Source organism: Labilibaculum sp. K2S (assembly GCF_030372765.1).
Classification (GTDB): Bacteria; Bacteroidota; Bacteroidia; order Bacteroidales; family Marinifilaceae; genus Labilibaculum.
The window spans coordinates 143,817-161,521 of sequence record NZ_JAUCMW010000008.1 but is presented as its reverse complement, the minus strand read 5'-3'; the positions used below and the strand labels follow the sequence as shown (position 1 = coordinate 161,521).

Annotated in this window: 16 protein-coding genes; 7 read left to right on the top strand and 9 right to left on the bottom strand. The window is 35.8% G+C overall.

Annotated elements, in window-relative coordinates; translation table 11 throughout:
- Nucleotides 1-51: 51 nt before the first annotated feature.
- The 5 genes from QUH73_RS11475 to QUH73_RS11455 form a co-directional block, all read right to left on the bottom strand.
- A complete protein-coding gene (locus QUH73_RS11475) occupies nt 52-1,314 on the bottom strand; it encodes an APC family permease (protein WP_289530580.1) in 1,263 nt (420 codons plus the stop codon).
- Nucleotides 1,315-1,399: 85 nt separating this feature from the next.
- Complete coding sequence (locus tag QUH73_RS11470) at nt 1,400-1,852, bottom strand: DUF4377 domain-containing protein (RefSeq protein WP_289530579.1); 453 nt, start codon at nt 1,850-1,852, stop codon at nt 1,400-1,402.
- Nucleotides 1,853-2,246: 394 nt separating this feature from the next.
- Complete coding sequence (locus QUH73_RS11465) at nt 2,247-3,032, bottom strand: alpha/beta hydrolase (protein WP_289530578.1); 786 nt, start codon at nt 3,030-3,032, stop codon at nt 2,247-2,249.
- Between the two features lie 60 nt (nt 3,033-3,092).
- Nucleotides 3,093-3,335, bottom strand: coding sequence for a zinc-ribbon domain-containing protein (locus QUH73_RS11460; RefSeq protein WP_289530577.1), 243 nt, complete (start codon nt 3,333-3,335; stop codon nt 3,093-3,095).
- Nucleotides 3,336-3,516: 181 nt separating this feature from the next.
- Complete coding sequence (locus tag QUH73_RS11455) at nt 3,517-4,887, bottom strand: YihY/virulence factor BrkB family protein (protein ID WP_289530576.1); 1,371 nt, start codon at nt 4,885-4,887, stop codon at nt 3,517-3,519.
- 184 nt (nt 4,888-5,071) lie between these two features.
- On the opposite strand from QUH73_RS11455, the gene QUH73_RS11450 reads away from it, so the two are divergent.
- The 7 genes from QUH73_RS11450 (at nt 5,072) to QUH73_RS11420 (ending at nt 13,522) form a co-directional block, all read left to right on the top strand.
- Nucleotides 5,072-5,755: a response regulator transcription factor gene (locus QUH73_RS11450; RefSeq protein ID WP_289530575.1), complete on the top strand. Its 684-nt coding sequence runs from the start codon at nt 5,072-5,074 to the stop codon at nt 5,753-5,755.
- 3 nt (nt 5,756-5,758) lie between these two features.
- A complete protein-coding gene (gene porY / locus QUH73_RS11445) occupies nt 5,759-7,015 on the top strand; it encodes a sensor histidine kinase (RefSeq protein ID WP_289530574.1) in 1,257 nt (418 codons plus the stop codon).
- Between the two features lie 54 nt (nt 7,016-7,069).
- Nucleotides 7,070-8,980: an LTA synthase family protein gene (locus tag QUH73_RS11440; RefSeq protein ID WP_289530573.1), complete on the top strand. Its 1,911-nt coding sequence runs from the start codon at nt 7,070-7,072 to the stop codon at nt 8,978-8,980.
- Nucleotides 8,981-9,327: 347 nt separating this feature from the next.
- A complete protein-coding gene (locus QUH73_RS11435) occupies nt 9,328-10,056 on the top strand; it encodes a glycosyltransferase (RefSeq protein ID WP_289530572.1) in 729 nt (242 codons plus the stop codon).
- Nucleotides 10,056-10,691 (top strand): lipid-A-disaccharide synthase N-terminal domain-containing protein, encoded by a 636-nt coding sequence (locus QUH73_RS11430; protein ID WP_289530571.1) that lies wholly within the window; start codon nt 10,056-10,058, stop codon nt 10,689-10,691. Before QUH73_RS11435 ends, QUH73_RS11430 begins: the two co-directional genes overlap by 1 nt.
- Nucleotides 10,692-10,703: 12 nt before the next feature.
- Nucleotides 10,704-12,362 carry an ArnT family glycosyltransferase gene (locus QUH73_RS11425; RefSeq protein ID WP_289530570.1) on the top strand — a complete coding sequence of 553 codons (1,659 nt, stop codon included), beginning with the start codon at nt 10,704-10,706 and terminating at the stop codon, nt 12,360-12,362.
- A gap of 188 nt (nt 12,363-12,550) precedes the next feature.
- Nucleotides 12,551-13,522, top strand: a complete 972-nt coding sequence (locus tag QUH73_RS11420; protein WP_289530569.1) for a GDP-mannose 4,6-dehydratase — start codon at nt 12,551-12,553, stop codon at nt 13,520-13,522.
- A gap of 89 nt (nt 13,523-13,611) precedes the next feature.
- Here the strand turns inward: QUH73_RS11420 and QUH73_RS11415 are convergent, their stop codons facing one another.
- The 4 genes from QUH73_RS11415 to atpD all read right to left on the bottom strand — a co-directional run bounded on the left by QUH73_RS11415 (nt 13,612) and on the right by atpD (nt 17,611).
- Nucleotides 13,612-14,277 carry a glutathione peroxidase gene (locus QUH73_RS11415; RefSeq protein ID WP_289530568.1) on the bottom strand — a complete coding sequence of 222 codons (666 nt, stop codon included), beginning with the start codon at nt 14,275-14,277 and terminating at the stop codon, nt 13,612-13,614.
- A 235-nt stretch (nt 14,278-14,512) separates the two neighbouring features.
- On the bottom strand, nt 14,513-15,547 hold the full coding sequence (locus tag QUH73_RS11410) for a glycosyltransferase family 9 protein (RefSeq protein ID WP_289530567.1): 1,035 nt from the start codon (nt 15,545-15,547) through the stop codon (nt 14,513-14,515).
- Between the two features lie 215 nt (nt 15,548-15,762).
- Nucleotides 15,763-16,002 (bottom strand): ATP synthase F1 subunit epsilon, encoded by a 240-nt coding sequence (atpC, locus tag QUH73_RS11405; RefSeq protein ID WP_289530566.1) that lies wholly within the window; start codon nt 16,000-16,002, stop codon nt 15,763-15,765.
- A gap of 97 nt (nt 16,003-16,099) precedes the next feature.
- A complete protein-coding gene (atpD, locus tag QUH73_RS11400; protein ID WP_289530565.1) occupies nt 16,100-17,611 on the bottom strand; it encodes a F0F1 ATP synthase subunit beta in 1,512 nt (503 codons plus the stop codon).
- Nucleotides 17,612-17,705 lie beyond the last annotated feature (94 nt).

Below are 17,705 nucleotides of genomic sequence, written 5' to 3'. Positions count from 1 at the left end.
AACCATATCGGTTATTATTTTTATACATCCTAAGTTTGCAATTTACATATCTTAGTTATTCATCTTCCTTAAAATAAATGGTCTGCCTATTAATGCTAAAAAGATAAAAACCAATATAATAATTAATGGTATAGGTCTTTCCTGGAATTGTTTATACGACGAAAGTAATATGGCTATCAAACAAGCAATAGATCCAATAAGAGATAGTATTCTATATTTCATTTTTTGCTGATAGCTAATATAGTTAACAACGGAAAAAGTGATTAAGAAGATCAGACTTGCGGCATCAACCAACGTACTCAGCGAACCAATAGTTGCTAAAACGGCTGCTAATCCAGCCATAATAATGATGGCATAATATGGTATATTCGCTTGATTTTCTTTAACAAAAAGATGAGGTAAGTCTTTCTTTTTAGCAACTGTTTCCATTAACCTTCCCGTTGAAAAAAGCGTGGCATTAATGGCCGAGCCTGTCGAAAAGGCTGCTGCAATAGTTACCAAAACCAATCCTGTAATTCCCAAAGCTTGTTTTCCGGCAATGGATAAAGCCACTTCTTTTTCCTGAATTAAAGTCTCTGCACCAACTAACATAGTTGACCCGAGTGCAACTAACACATAAATACAAATAACTGCTATTACAGCTGATATTGTAGCTCTTGGTAATGTCTTTGTGGGGTTTTTAATATCTTCATAATCGTAGGACAATAACTGAAACCCCTCAAATGCCATAAATATAGTCGCGGCTCCAATAATTGCGGCACTCCAACTTTTAGGTTCAATTCCTGCTGTAAGCTGCTCCGGACTCCATTGAACTATTCCAAATATTGACAAGCCCAAAAGAACAAATAGTTTCCCCCAAACTGTTATTATTTCAACTCTGGATGAATCTCCCACTCCTCGCAAATTTACTAAGGCTAAGACTGCAATTATTGTGAATGCCAGTACTCTGGGAAACCAACTTCCAAAATTAAAAACGTGAGCTACATAATGTCCAAATGTAAACGCATATACCGAAATTGTTAAAATATATCCGAGAATGAGTACCCATGATAAACTTCCGGCTATACCCTGGTGATTTATTTCATTGAGGAACGTAAAAGCACCACCGCTTTTTTTATATTTAATAGCCAATTGACTGTAACTAAATGCTGAAATCAGAGCGATAAGTCCTGCCAATACAAAACTTAACCAGGCCCATTGTCCGGCAATGCCAATAATTACTCCTAAAACGGAAAAAATCCCACCACCAACCATACCTCCCACAGCCATTGACCATGTGGCATTGAAACTCATTTTTTTGTTTTCTTTTGTCATCTCACTTCTTTTCGGTTAGTGGTGGCAGATTGCACAGCACTTTTTCTGCTATTACTTATACAAAGTGTTATCTGCTTTTATTTCTTTAGCTTTTCTCTTTTTTTAATACAATATCAAGTAATACATATTTAACAGAATATGGTTCAGCTTGAGTTACTTTCTTTACTCTAATCTCATATTCCCATCCAGATTCATAATTAAAGTCTTCAATGTTAACAAGCGCCATCCAACTATCCGTTCCTACCTCTTTCACACGTAGTGCGTTATAAATATTAGGCGACGATTCATCTTCGGCCTCATATTCTTTTCGATATCTGGGTATAAATTTAATCGTCTCCGATGCTACAAAGAGTGTCATCTCTTCCTCTTTATCCGCAGTTATAACTTTTTCTTTTGATAGCAATTCGCTTATAATATATTTAATATCTGAAACATCCTGAGGCGGTTCTGACATCCATATTTTTTTTGCCTTGAAGGTGTACCTATAACCTCTTTCGTAATTAAAATCAACTAATCCTTCAACAAAAATGTTAGTCAAGTTGCGAATTTTCTCATTATCACTTTCAGAAAATAATAAAGGCTCAGTCAGATAGGTACTCAATATAGCTCCACCAAAACCTGTCTCTTCATAAATTGTAAATACAACATCTTTCTCTCTATCTTGTTCCTCTTTAGTAGAACAATTAATAAGCGTAATTAAAATAATAAATCCAAGTAATAAATTTAGTTTTTTAATTTTCTTAATTTTTATTATCAGTTAATATGCCTATTAGATGTTTACTAAGCTAAAGAGTTGCGTGCAGTTTGTCTGTAATTTCGCAGGAAGTTTTCATCATATCCTTGATTTGGAACCTCACACCAACCCTATCCAACATGGAGAAAAAAAAGGAGTGCAAATGCACTCCCCAATTAATCAGTCTTCAACTATTTTTCTATTTCAATTGATTCAAGAAATCGGTAACAGCTTTCCAATACTCTTCTCCGCCTTGCTGATTTTTCCATAAAGCACGGGAACCATGATGTCCGACTCCTTCGGGAATAAACTGAACCTGTTTTCCAAGTAATTTATGCTTTGCGAGCAAATCGGTCACACTTTTTGCCTCGCTGTTCGAACTGGTTAGAAACATTGGCTTTGCAAAATTTTCCAATTTATCGACTAATGACCCTTTGGTTTCGGCCAGATAATCACCCGGACTAAAAGAGATTACTGCACTCACATCTTCCCGCTCGGCAGCAATATACAATGCCAGGGTTGAGGAATAAGATGATCCCCACAAGATTACTTTCGAGGTGTATTCCTGAGTCAAATAATCGATGGCAGCAACAATGTCTGCTTCAGCATCCAGATAATCGACTCCCTTTGCCGTTTCAAGAGCTCTTAAATAAGTTTTGTTCTGAGTATTGCCAATTGGTCCGCCCGAACGTTGATCAATTGCCAGACAGTTAAAACCCATCTCGTTTAATCGTTCGGCAATACCGGCATATTCAAATTTGTTGAATCGTGCCTGATGGCAAAGTAAAATAAACGGAGATGTTTCATCAATCTGATACAAGTAAGCACTAATCATCAATGAATCCAAAGATTCAAACTCAACCAATTCAGGATATCCGGCTTGTCCCTGTATTTCAGAAACGGGTGTTTCAGCTTTTCTAGAAGCCGGATTGCATGATGCCAATACCAAGCTTAATGCGAAAAGTAGTAAGAGAATATTTTTCATCAATTTTAAGTTTAATGTTTACGATATGATGATTAAATGTAAGAATACCCTGCTTGAAAATCAACGGCCATTTTTTTTCCAATGGTATTCATCTTCATTCAATTGATTTCCGTTTTTACAAATTGGACAATAATAAACGTATCTGGTTTTGATAGGAAATACGGATATAAAAAACAGACTGGCAAAAGTCGCGTTCTTTTCCAATACCCAGTTTGTGGTATTGTTGCAATGGTAACAATGCTCCTGATTATAACAATGTTGCTTTTCAATTACTTTATCGTTGGCTCCGAAAATGAAGATCATATTTTGTTTTTTTATTTAAGCCCCTTTAGGTATTTGAGATAATTGTCACAAGATAATATTTGATGTAAACAATACAGCAAGTCTATAAATATAATATTTAAAACACCCCTCTGCCTATCGGTATCTCCCATTCTAAAAGAAACTTTTTCATCTATTTTTCTTTGTGTACTTTGTAATATCCCTAGCTTTTCTTCGTGGTAAACTCCTGATCCAAATCAATATCCTTCAAAAATGACTCTTTCTGATTCAATGAAACGGAATTTCGGTAGTCCTGCAAAATAGATTTTAGTTCTATGTATGTCCTGGTCTCCAAAACGGGAATCTTATCGGATCCTGTATTCTCTAAAATATCAATCACCTTGTTTACCGACATGGTATTAATATCAAAAGCCGGATGGTATGCTATTTGTTTATCTGTATCCGTTACTAATTCTGCCACCAATCCGGCATTTATCAAATCGAAAAGAATTTCCCGTACCAAACGGATAGGCATCTGTAATCGATGAGAAATATCCTGAGAAAGCATTGGGATTTGATCCTTTTTAAAATTATGGATAATTAAATGCAGAACATATATACTTAGCAAGCGTTTGTAGTCGTATGCTATTTCGGAAGTTTCTGTTTCGTACTCGTAATTTTCAACATTCTGCTCTGCAAACGAAATCTCTGCTCCCAATAAAACCACCAACCAACTCATCTGCAACCACATCAAAAATAGTGGTAAGGCAGCAAAACTACCGTAAACAGCATTATAGGTTGTAACCATCCCCTGAAACTCGATGTACAAAACCTGAAATATTTGATAAATTGTACCGGCAATAACTCCCGCCAGTAAACCCGACTTAAATTTCACATGCGTATTTGGCATAAAGGTGTACAGCATGGTAAATAAAGTCCAAACCAAAAAATAAGGAGTCAAATTAATCAGAAAGCTGAGATACGGCCCAACTGCTTCCATTAAAGTATTGCCTTGGGTTACCTGCTTAATCATGGTTTTTAAAAAAACTGTTGCACCGCTGGAACCAATCAGTAAAATGGGTGCAAAAATCATGATCGCAGTGTAATCACTAAACCTGCGCCCCCAGGTTCTCCCCTTTTTTATTCGCCATACGTCGTTAAATGATTCCTCGATATTGCTTAAAACCTTTAATACAGACCAAAACAAGATGACAAATCCCAATCCCGCAACTAACGATCCTTTTGTATTGATCAGCATTTTGTTCGCAAACTCAATCAGCCAGTTCAAAACTTCTTCCTGACCGGAAAGATTGGTGATAAGCTCCTTCTCTAACTTTTTATCCAAATCGAATCCTTTGGCAATTCCAAACCCCATAGCCAAAACAGGCACCACTGATAAAATGGAATAAAAAGTTAAGGCAGATGCCCGCAGTTGACATTTATCCTCATAAAAGCCTTTAATGGCCAAAAGGTAAATTCGTAATTGTCGAATTAAAAAATAACGATGTCCGGACAAATCCTTTAAGCGCATGTTCCATACTCCACGGCTCAAAAAATTCATTACGATATCGAAATAATTACGAAGACTCTTCATTTCTTGCTTTTTAGTAACTGATTTATGAGTTCGAATTTACATAAAAGGCAAAGATTTACCAATAATTTCCAAATCTTGCCATTTGATTGATTCAAAAAAAGCAAAAAATCTTTTTCTACTAAGAAATCTTCTTCCCTTTTTTTAAGTTTGTAAGAACTAAGCTTACTTCTTATCTCTCATCATCATGAAAAAAGAAATTCTAATTATTGAAGATGACCTTTCGCTGCAAAAAATCTTAGCTGATTATCTTACAAGTTGTGGATTGCAATGTACTTGTGCGGAGCTGATTAAGGAAGGTAAATCTCTTTTCGATAAAAAGTTTTTCCACATTGTACTTCTTGATTTGGGACTTCCTGATGGTGATGGATTGGATTGCATCTCTTTTATTAAATCAATTTGGTCCGATACGGGCGTGATCATCATTTCAGCCCGCGATAAGCTGGAAGACCGGGTTGATGGTCTAAACTTAGGTGCTGATGATTATTTAGTAAAACCATTTCATCTTTCAGAACTCAATGCACGAATCAATGCTCTTGTGCGGAGAAACTTTCAAGCAGAAAATCAGGTGTTAAGCTTTGGCGAATTGGAAATTGATACTCGTTCCCATCATGTAAAAATTAAGAGCGAACAAGTAGATTTTAGCCGAAAAGAATTTGATTTACTACTGTATTTTATCGAAAATAAAAATAGAGTTCTTACTAAAGAGAGTTTATTTGAACATGTGTGGGGCGAAAACCCAATTTTTATGGATAACTCCGATTTTATTTACACGCATATTAACCGACTCCGGAAAAAAATCAAAAATCATACCGGAGAAAATTACATCAAAACTGTTCATGGGTTTGGCTATAAATTAGATAATCATTAAAAAATGAAACTCTTAACTAAGATCAACAGATCCTATTTCAAATATGGCATTCTGGTATTTCTAATAGCTGATGTTATAATTATTGCAATGAGCAATTACTTTTTAAAAGAAGAAATTGACCAGCAATTACGTCTTGAAGCTAAAGAAATTTTTGAGGTACTTAAGGAAAAAGGAGAATTTCAAAGCATTTATCCTACGGATATAGTTACTCCCATTTCTTCCTCAGAAATTAGAACGAATATCGAGAAAGACACATTGATTTTGGACTTGTACCAGAATGAACTAACTCCCTATAGAGAATTCACAAGCTCTCAATCAATTAATGAAAAATATTATCGAATTACAACACGGCAAATGCTGATGGAATTCGATGATATTTTCACAATTTTCACCACCCTAATATCCAGTGTATTATTATTAATTTTCGTCGGCTTACTGCTATTTACACGTCGGTTAAATACCTCCCTATGGAAAACTTTTAATGACAATATTGAGGAAATAAAATCTTATTCTTTTACTCCTCCATCAAAATTGGAATTGACAGCTACCGGAATTGATGAGTTTGATGATTTAAACCAGGTGCTTTCCATGATGTCAAATCGTTTGGAAAAGGATTACTCGGCAACAAAGGAATTCTCCGCCAATGCTGCCCACGAACTTCAAACTCCTCTTGCTGTTATCCGAAATAAATGTGAAAACTTATTTTCAGACTCAGGTTTAAATGAGAAAACAATAAAAACAATACGGGAAATATACCTTTCTACAGATAAACTTTCAGGCATTACCAAAGCACTGCTCTTGCTTGCAAAAATTGACCACGGACAATTCAATGAGAGAGATCATGTCTCCTTGAATAAAATTTTCAAATATTGGATGAAGTCATTTCAGGATGTAATACAAGATAGAAACCTACTTGTAACTATTTCTGCTGCAGATAACTGCCAATTGCTAATGGATAAAAGATTAGCCAACCTATTGATTCAAAATGTTTTTGTAAATGCCATAAAACACAGTAAGAATGGTGAAGAAATATCGATTTATCTAGCAAAAGATTATTTTACAATCACCAATTCAGGTGAACAAGCCATTAACCAACCCGAGATGATCTTTAATCGGTTTTACACAGAAAGCCAAAATGTTGGATCAACAGGAATTGGTTTGGCTATTGTAAGAAAAATAGCAGACCATTATAAAATTGATATCAACTATTCTTTTAAGGATTTTAAACACTTATTTACATTCAAATTACAGGATTGTTAGCTTTTTGTTAGAATCAGGTTGTTTTTTTGACCAAAGTATTATAATTTAATAAATATGACGTTCAAAAATATCCTGCGTAGTCGATTTGGTGGTCTTGTACTGTTTGGTTTCATTTTCCTTGCCATTTCTTTTCTGATCCGCACCATTCTATTAATTACTGATTTCCAAAATGTAGATCTAAACTTTATTCGGTTTATTCAGATTTACAGCATAGGCTTGTTTTACGATCTGGTAACCATTTCCTACTTTATCATTCCTTTTACAATCTATCTGCTGTTTATTCCTGATAAAATATTCAACTCAAAAATCCATCGCTGGATTTCTTATGTGTTTTTTATTGTAACGATCGGAATTCTAGTTTTTTCGGGAATTGGCGAATGGTTTTTTTGGGAAGAATTTAGTGTGCGATACAACTTTATTGCTGTTGACTATCTGGTTTACACTCACGAAGTTATTTCCAATATTCGGGAGTCCTACCCAATGCCTGCTATCATATTGGGTATGTTATTGGTTTCAGGAGGAATTTTTGCCTTGGTTAAAAAGAATTTCGACCATAGTATCAATTCAGAATCCCGATTCGTTAAGCGTCTTATCACATGTGTTGTTTTGTGGATGTTCCCTCTTGCAGCATTTTACACAATCAATAAAAGCTCAGCAGAAATTACCGAAAACACTTATTCCAATGAGTTGGCTCACAATGGAATATATCAGATTTTCTCGGCCTTTCGAAACAACGAGCTGAACTACAATTCCTTTTATCAATCAATCGATGATAAAGAGGCATTTACAAACCTTCGAAAGTTGATAAAAACATCAAACAGTGAATTTATAAGTGACGATGTTTTCGATGTCAGCCGAAAAATTACTTATCCGGGCGACGATAAAAAATACAATGTAATGCTGATCACTGTTGAGAGTCTGAGCGGGTCATTTTTTACTCGTTTTGGCGGGAAAGACAATATTACTCCCAACATGGATACGATTGTTCAGCAATCGCTTTTTTTCACCAATTTCTATGCTACAGGTACACGTACAGTTCGTGGAATGGAAGCACTAACTCTCTCCTTACCACCAACTCCTGGATTTTCGATCGTTAAACGACCAAAAAACGAAGGCATGTTTACCCTTGGAAATATATTGACCTCAAAAGGTTATAATTCAAGCTTTATTTATGCCGGAAACGGTTATTTTGATAATATGAACTACTTTTTTGGAAACAACGGATATAATGTTGTTGATCGAAAAGATTTTCTGGACAGTGAAATTACATTTGAAAATGCCTGGGGTGTTTGCGACGAAGACCTGTTTGCGAAAGCATGTCAGGTGGCCGACAGCAGTTATAAAGAGGGAAAACCTTTTCATAATTTTATCATGACAACATCCAATCATCGCCCTTATACTTATCCTGATTCAAAAATTGATATTCCATCGCATACGGGAAGAAACGGTGCTGTTAAGTATACTGACTATGCCATTGCTAAATTTCTTCGTGAAGCAAAAGATCACGAATGGTTCAAGAATACCATTTTTGTGATTGTTGCAGATCATTGTGCTTCAAGTGCAGGAAAAACATCTCTTCCGGTAAATAAATACCACATTCCGCTTATTATTTATGCTCCGGATATTATTCAGCCATCCGAAAACAATACACTGTCCTCTCAAATTGATTTTGCACCGACTATTCTGGGACTTTTAAATATGGATTACACATCCAAATTTTTTGGCAAAGATATTCTGTTGGAGAAACCAAACCGTGCATTAATTGGCACTTATCAGAAAATTGGATTGTTACAGAACGGTCAGCTGATCGTTCAATTACCCGTAAAACGAACCGAATCCTTTAAAATATCCGGAGAAGAACAAGATGCGGAACAAATAAATCCGACCGAATTAAAAGATGCTATTACTTACTATCAAACAGCTAGTTATCTTTTTCACAATAAAAAATATTCTTTTAAAGACTAAAAACCTTATACCCAAAATTGGCGCTGTTCTTCAAAACTAATTTTGAAACACCTTAAGAAGGCTAAATAAAAATGAAGGGATTCCCTAATAATACAACCTCTGTGGTTGTATTATTAGCTCCTAAATTTAAGAATGTCCCGTTTCCTCTTTTTAAGTCTCGGCAAAAATTTCACTTTTACAAGTAAAGAAACCATCTCGTCCCGTTATATTTTTACTTATTTCAAACAAAAAGTACACATTCAATTCATATCTTTGAAAAAATTTACATTTAGAAAAATGTGTATTATTTGCATTGTGATTTGTTTGGCAATGCTTATAACCACTACCAATTCGTTAAACCAAACTTAATGAGCCAGCAAGAAAAAGAATTCGAATTAACGATCATTGTTCCCGTTTTTAACGAGGAAGATAATATGCAACGTGTAAAAGAGGAATTTACAGCCTACTTTGCAAGCTCAAAATATGCCTCAAAAGTACTTTTTGTGAACGATGGTTCATCTGATGGAAGTCAAAAAATGATTGAAGATATTTGCAGGAATTCTGATCGTTTTTCTTATTTGGAACTAAATAAAAATCTTGGATTAAGCGCAGCTATTAAGGCTGGTTTTGATAACACAACGACACCTTTTGTTGGATATATAGACTCTGATCTTCAAACAACACCTTTCGATTTTGATTTATTGATGGAACATCGAAATGAATTTGCGCTGGTGACAGGTGTTCGTCAAAACCGTAAAGACAGCTTTGTGAAAAACATCAGCTCAAAAATTGCAAATGGATTTCGCCGTTATATGACAAAGGATACAGCTGAAGATACTGGTTGCCCGTTGAAAATAATGAAAACCGATTACGCCAAAAAGATGCCTTTCTTTACAGGAATGCACCGTTTTATTCCAGCCTTAATCATGCTTCAGGAAGGTGAAATAAAACAAATTCCGGTGCGTCATTTTCCACGAATTGCGGGCGAAGCCAAATACCATCTCTTCAACCGTTTGGTTGGCCCTTTTAAAGATTGTTTTGCTTATCGCTGGATGAAAAAACGTTACATTAATTACGAAATTATTTCTCGTAGCTAATGGACAGCAAGTATATTTACGCCATTGGTTTTTTTGCACAAGCTCTGTTTTCAGCGCGGTTAATTGTGCAGTGGATAAAATCTGAAAAAGCCGGAAAAACCTTGTCTCCGGTATTATTTTGGCAAATCAGTATTTTAGCTTCGTGGATGCTGTTTATTTACGGCTTACTACGCGATGATTTTGCCATTATTATGGGACAAGTGATTGCTTATTCCATTTACATCCGAAATCTGCACATTCAGAATAATTGGAAAACATTACCCATGTTAACGCGGCTAATTGCCATAATAACTCCTGTTGTTGTTTTATCCTTCATGCTAAAAAACTGGGGATTTCACTATCAGCAGTTATTTAAAAACGAAGACATTCCAACTCTTCTTTTAATTTGGGGTGTAGCAGGACAAATTACCTTTACTTTCCGTTTTGTTTACCAATGGATCTACTCTGAACGTAAAGGAGAATCGGTACTTCCTATGGGGTTTTGGGTCATCAGTATCATCGGATCCATCATGATCTTGTCTTATGCTCTCTATCGGAAAGATCCTGTTCTTTTTCTTGGTCAAGGTTTTGGGATGTTGGTTTACAGCAGAAACATCGTACTGATTCGAAAACAATCTCACAAGTTAGATCACTAAATTCAGATTAATATGATTCAACGTTATCTGTTTGAGAACAAAACTTCTGTTCATATTTTATTTTTACTAGTAGTTTGCTACTTTGCATTCTTCTTTGCCAACAGTAGTTTTTTTGTGAATATCATGGAAGCACGTAACTTTGTAACTGCCCGTGAAATGATTGAAAAAGGAAACTGGTTGGTGCCCACAATGAATGGCGAATTGCGCTTGGCAAAACCGCCGTTTCCTACATGGATTACTGCAGTATTTGGAAACTGGTTTGGAATCGAAAATGTAAGTATGCTTCGATTTCCGGCGGCAATGGTCAGTTCCCTAATGGTGATTTTGATGTATTTCTTCACCATTTCCTTAAATAAAAACAGAATAGCTGCTTTATGCAATAGTCTCGTTTTAGCATCAAGTTTCTATATCGTTTATATGGGAAGAACCGGAACCTGGGATATTTACTGTCATAGTTTTATGCTTGGTGCCATTCTCTTTTTTCATAAAGCATGGAAAACAGAAAATAAAAATTGGAGATTATTTACGGTTGCAGGTGTCTTCTTGGGTTTATCATTCCTTAGCAAAGGACCAGTGGCATTCTTTGCCGTTTTAATTCCATTTTTAATTGCCTATTCATGGGTTTATGGGGGGAAAATAATCTTACAAAAATGGCAGCCGCTTTTATTAGCCATTGGAATTTTTATTGTGATCAGCTTTTGGTGGCCTGTTTTTATCTCTTTGGCTCACGCTAATGAGGCTGCAGCAATTGCTAAGCTGGAATCAGGTTCCTGGATGAACCGTCACGTTCGTCCGTTTTATTACTATTGGAATTTCCCAATTCAATCAGGCATCTGGACACTGATTATTTTCTCGGCATTGATTTTTCCATATGCATTTAAACAATTCGAGGCCAAAAAAGAATACAAATTTGCACTAATCTGGACCATTACAGCCGTTGTGCTGCTATCGCTGATACCAGAAAAAAAAGACAGATATCTACTTCCGGTATTAATTCCTAGCGCTTTACTAGCCGGACAATTAATTCAGCACTTATTTCAGGTTTTTAAAAACAAAACGGCTGACAAATGGGACAATCTTATTTTTGGAGTTAACATCTGGTTAATTGCCATTGTTGCTCTTGTAATGCCTGTCGGTATTTTTATCTTTTTCTATCAGGATCAGCAAATATCATTATTCGCATTTATTCTTTTTGCTCTTTTTTCCGAAGGAATTTTTCTGTTATTGCTGATGGCATGGAAAACCAAAAACATTCTAAACTTTGTTTTTGGTATAATTTGTTTGATGGCAATTACTGAAGTGTTTATAATTCCAAACACCAGTAGCTTACAAAACAGAAATGAAGAATTTAAAAATATCCGGGAGGCACGAAACATCGAATCAATAAAAGATTTAAATCTATATAGTATTGGTAAGGAAGAATTTAGAATTGAATTGGTTTGGGAAGTTGGCCGAGAAGTAAAGTGCTGGAATACAGAAAACTTAACTGAATTTCCTAAGGAGAAATCATTTGTCGTTTTCTCCTCTGAGAATCCAAAGGAATTGTTCTCCGACTTGCAGCTTCAAAATATGGAATTTGAAACTATCGATCATTACGATTACAATCGTCAACCAAAAAGTAACAAGCTGTACTTTCAAAAATACATGACCCTTATTACGATTAAACAATAAAATCCTATTAGTTAAAATAAACTAATATTTCAGGCAAAATCAGTCATCTTTCATGATTATAGAATAGCTTTGTTTTACTTTTAAGTTAATTCTTCAGTTGTTGAAGATAATTGATATGGATTTATCTAATTTTGGTTCACCCTTTTGAATTAAATCCAAAAAATAAGTCAGGAGTAAATATGCAAACTGTGGAGAATAAATCAACGAAAAGAACCATTCTTGTAACCGGATGTGCAGGTTTTATTGGATCTCATCTTTCAGAAAGATTACTATTGATGGGATATAAAGTGATTGGCATCGATAATTTCGATACTTTTTACCCAAAAAAAGTGAAAGAAGAAAATTTAAACGGTTTTCTTCAGGATTCCTCCTTTACATTTCACGAATTGGATTTACGAATTGATTTAAGTTTAGATATCATCGAAGATCAAATTGATTTGGTGGTGCATTTGGCAGGTAAAGCAGGAGTCCGGCCTTCTATCGAAGATCCGCAAGGATACATCGACAGCAATATTACAGCGACCCGAAATGTATTGGATTTCATGCGGAAAAAAGGAATCAAAAAACTAGCTTTCGCTTCCTCCTCATCGGTTTACGGCAACAACAAAGACGTTCCTTTTTCGGAAAATCACAATGTTGACCGGGCCATTTCGCCTTATGCTTTCTCAAAAAAATCTTGCGAAGTTTTAAATCACAGCTACCATCATTTGTATGATTTGGATATCATAAACATGAGATTTTTCACTGTTTTTGGTCCTCGTCAGCGACCCGATCTGGCCATTCATAAATTTCTGAAATTTCTCCGAAATGAACAGCCGATTCCAATGTTTGGGGATGGTTCAACGGCAAGAGATTATACTTTCGTTGATGATACTGTGGAGGGAATTGTAAAAAGCTGCAAGTATCTATTCAATCACGAACAGGTTTTTGAAACCATAAATCTGGGCAACAGCTATCCAATTCTTCTTCGCGACATGATTGAGATAATAGCGAAAAACGCCGAATGCGAACCGCAAATCAATCATCTGCCAATGCAGGCAGGTGATGTGGAACAAACTTATGCCGATATTTCCCATGCAAAAGAACTGATTGGCTACAATCCACAAGTTAGTTTCGAAGAGGGAATTAAGCGCTTTATTACTTGGTTCGACAACAAATAGGAATCATTCCGTACCCGAATTAAAACATAAAAAAGAGGCTCCAAATCAATTGAAGTCTCTTTTCATATTTTATCGATCCACAATTAGAATTATAACATACCTTTTATTTCATCTTCAAAATCTTCAGGAGCAATGTTTGGCTCAATTCGTTTTACCACTTTTCCATTTCTATCGATAATAAATTTGGTAAAATTCCATTTGATCCCGTTTCCTGCATAAATTTCAGGAAACTTTTCACTGATAAATTCCTTGAATTTTTGTCCTGATTCTGAATCATCAAAACCTAAAAACGGTTTTTCTTCAGTCAGCATTTTATAAAGTGGATGAGCATTTGGCCCGCGAACTTCAATTTTCTCGAACATTGGGAAGCTGACACCGTAGTTTTTCTCACAAAAAGCTGCAATTTCCTTAGAGGTTCCAGGCTCTTGTTCCAGAAACTGATTACTCGGAAATCCTAAAATAACCAAACCTTGATCTTTGTATTTCTGATACATTGCCTCCAAACCTTTGTATTGTGGCGTTAAACCGCATTTACTTGCCGTATTAACAATTAAAACAACTTTTCCTTTGTACTGATTCAAATCAACTTCCTCACCAGTTAGAGAGGCTACTTTAAAGCCATACAATCCTTCTTTCATACATTTCTCTTTTGAACAACAGTCTTTTTTACAATCTTTCTTTGCATCTGTTTGTGCTATTGTCTGATAAGACATCAAACCTGCAGCAAAAATAAGCAGTAAGGCAATTCTTTTCATCTCATTATATTTTTAGTTTTCAAAAGTATTCGATGGAACTCGCTGATATAATGTCACACCTATATGATTAATTTTATCATGCTCGTTTAATTTCAACTATTTTTATCGTTTGTATTTGCTTTGCATTTCGAAAAAATCCATTCCAATTTATATCGTGTGCGATACAAATATATGCTTTTATTTTTAATTGATTTAAATAAAGTTTGTTAAATGTCTGTTAACCGATTAAAATCATTTAGGTCATTCGTTGAATCACTTCTTTGGCCACCCATTCCGGAGTAATATCTACCATACATTGCTGATAAACCTTTTGTTTGCATTTCCCCGAGCCATCTTTTGTACATGGACGGCATTTCATATCCACTTCAAGGGTTTTGATGTGTTCTCCCGTTGTAAATCCAAATGCTGTTGGTCCCATTAAAGACAAAGCAGGAATGCTAAACTTATCTGCGGCATGCAAAAAACCAGTATCACCGGAAATCACCAAGTTCGATTTCTGAACCAAATAACAGGATTCCAGTAAACTTGTTTTTCCACTAAGGTTCAGAACTCTTTCTTTTGCAACAGCCTCAATCTCTTCACAAAAAATGTCATCTGGGCCAGCCAAAATTACAAAATGATAATCCGGTAGCAGTTGCACCAATTTTTGCCAGTGAGAGACCGGCCAGCGTTTCATCATCCAGGCTGCAGAAGGAACTAAAGTGACCAATTTGGATGGTTCCCCCTTTAAATTTGAAAAAACCTTCTCCTCCATTTTCTGCTTTAATTCCCTAGGAAAATACCAATTGGTATTGACTTTTGAATAATCGGTTAAGCCCCATTTCTCAAGAGGTTTTCGATATGATAGCATTCCTTTAAAAGGCATCGGAAAGCGGTCAATACCAAACTTAAACAATAAAACTCTTTTGATTCGATCTTTGCTCCGCATGGTATACTTAGATCCGATACCGAACCAACGTTTCCATCGTGGCACCAATACTGTTTTTAGCACAATCGACCGAATGTTGCTGTGAGCATCGTAAACAAAGTCGAATCTTTCCTTTTTAAGCTCTTTTGCCTGCTTTATAAGACCTTTAAACCCTTGTCCCCTATCAAATCCCCAAACTTTGCAGATCCGCTGATCCATCGCCAAAAATGAAGACATATCCTTTCTTGCAATCCAATGTATCTCAGCATCCGGATAGTGGTTTAAAATACCATCCACGGCTGTCATACACTGAATAATATCACCTATGGAAGAAAAACGAATAATCAGGAATTTTTTGGGCATTTTTTCTAGTATCTGGTACGAAGTAATTAGTAGATAGACTATTTACAGCTTCTGTTTAAACAATTACAGTCACAAAAATAGTAAGAGTAGTTAGGAAATCCACAATGTTGGTAATAAAAAAGAGACTTTAGAATTTCTAAAGTCTCTTTACGATAAGTTATATTGCCAATATAAGTACCAATTACTATTGTACTAAATACTAACTTCTATTTTTTCTATTTATCTGCCAATACTGAAATTACATTTTTCTTACATTCAACAACACCTCCATTGACTTCAAAGAAAATTTCATCTCCTCCAACTGGTTTTAGCTTAATTGTTCCTTTCTTCAGAGTAGAAACAATCGGAGCATGGTTTTTCAATATTTCAAAAGACCCGTTTTTTCCTGGAAGCTGAACCAATTCAACCTCTCCGGAATACAGACTTTTTTCAGGTGTGACAATTTCCAAATGCATACATTCTAAGTTTATAAGTACTTACTGAGAGTACTTAAAGTTAAAGTATAGTAGGCACTCCAAGTACTTTTAGTACTTGAAGTACTTAAAAACTTAATTATTCTTTAGATTCCGCTAATAGTTTTTCACCTTTTTCAATAGCTTGTTCAATTGTACCAACAAGGTTAAAGGCTGATTCAGGATATTGATCAACTTCTCCATCCATAATCATATTGAAGCCTTTTATTGTATCTTCAATTGAAACCAAACATCCTTTTAAGCCGGTAAACTGCTCGGCAACGTGGAATGGTTGTGATAAAAACCTTTGTACACGACGAGCGCGATGTACAACCAATTTATCCTCTTCAGAAAGCTCTTCCATACCCAAAATCGCAATAATGTCCTGCAATTCTTTGTAGCGCTGCAAAATCTCTTTTACATCTGTAGCACATTTATAGTGAGCTTCACCAACAATATCTACTGAAAGAATACGGGAAGTAGAATCCAATGGATCTACCGCCGGGTAAATACCTAACTCCGAAATCTTACGATTCAATACAGTTGTTGCATCCAAGTGAGCAAATGTTGTAGCCGGAGCAGGGTCTGTCAAGTCATCCGCAGGAACGTAAACCGCTTGCACAGATGTAATTGATCCTCTTTTTGTTGAAGTAATTCTCTCTTGCATCACACCCATCTCGGAAGATAAAGTTGGTTGATATCCTACAGCCGAAGGCATACGTCCAAGTAGTGCCGAAACTTCAGAACCAGCCTGAGTAAAACGGAAAATATTATCTACAAAGAAAAGAATATCACGCCCCCCAGATTTTTCATCACCATCACGCAAACTTTCCGCAACAGTTAGTCCCGAAAGAGCAACACGGGCACGTGCTCCTGGTGGTTCATTCATCTGACCAAAAACCAGTGATACCTGAGAGTTATCCAAAGCTTTTTTATCTACTAAAGAAAGATCCCATCCTCCCTTTTCCATATTTTTTTCAAATGCATCTCCATATTGAATAACCTTTGATTCGATCATTTCCCGAAGCAAGTCATTTCCTTCACGGGTACGCTCACCAACACCGGCAAATACAGATAAACCGTCTTGACCAATGGCAATGTTATTTATTAATTCCTGAATCAATACAGTTTTACCAACACCAGCACCTCCAAACAAACCAATTTTACCACCTTTTACGTATGGCTCAATAAGGTCAATTACCTTAATTCCTGTATAAAAAACTTCTGATTCAGTACTTAGCTGGTCAAATGCCGGCGGAATTCTGTGAATAGCATTACCACCTTCTTTACTTACAGGTCCAATCCCATCAATGGTTTCCCCAATAACATTAAGCAATCTACCTTTGATCTTATCTCCGGGAGGCATCATAATAGGCGAACCGGTTGCAATTACATCCATCCCCCGGCTTAAACCGTCGGTTGAATCCATTGCGATGGCACGAACAGTGTTCTCACCAATATGCTGCTGACACTCAACAACCAAATTTTTACCATTTTCAATCACGACCTCTAAAGAATCGTAAATTTCAGGAAGCTTGGTTCCTTCCTTATCAAAACTTACATCGATAACAGGTCCGATAACCTGTACTATTTTGCCTGTATTTTGTGACATTTACATTATTATTTTTGGATCATTAATATCGCGTGACAACAAATTTAAAATTTTTTGTCAATAAAGGTGAATCTTATCTGAATTTTTAACATTC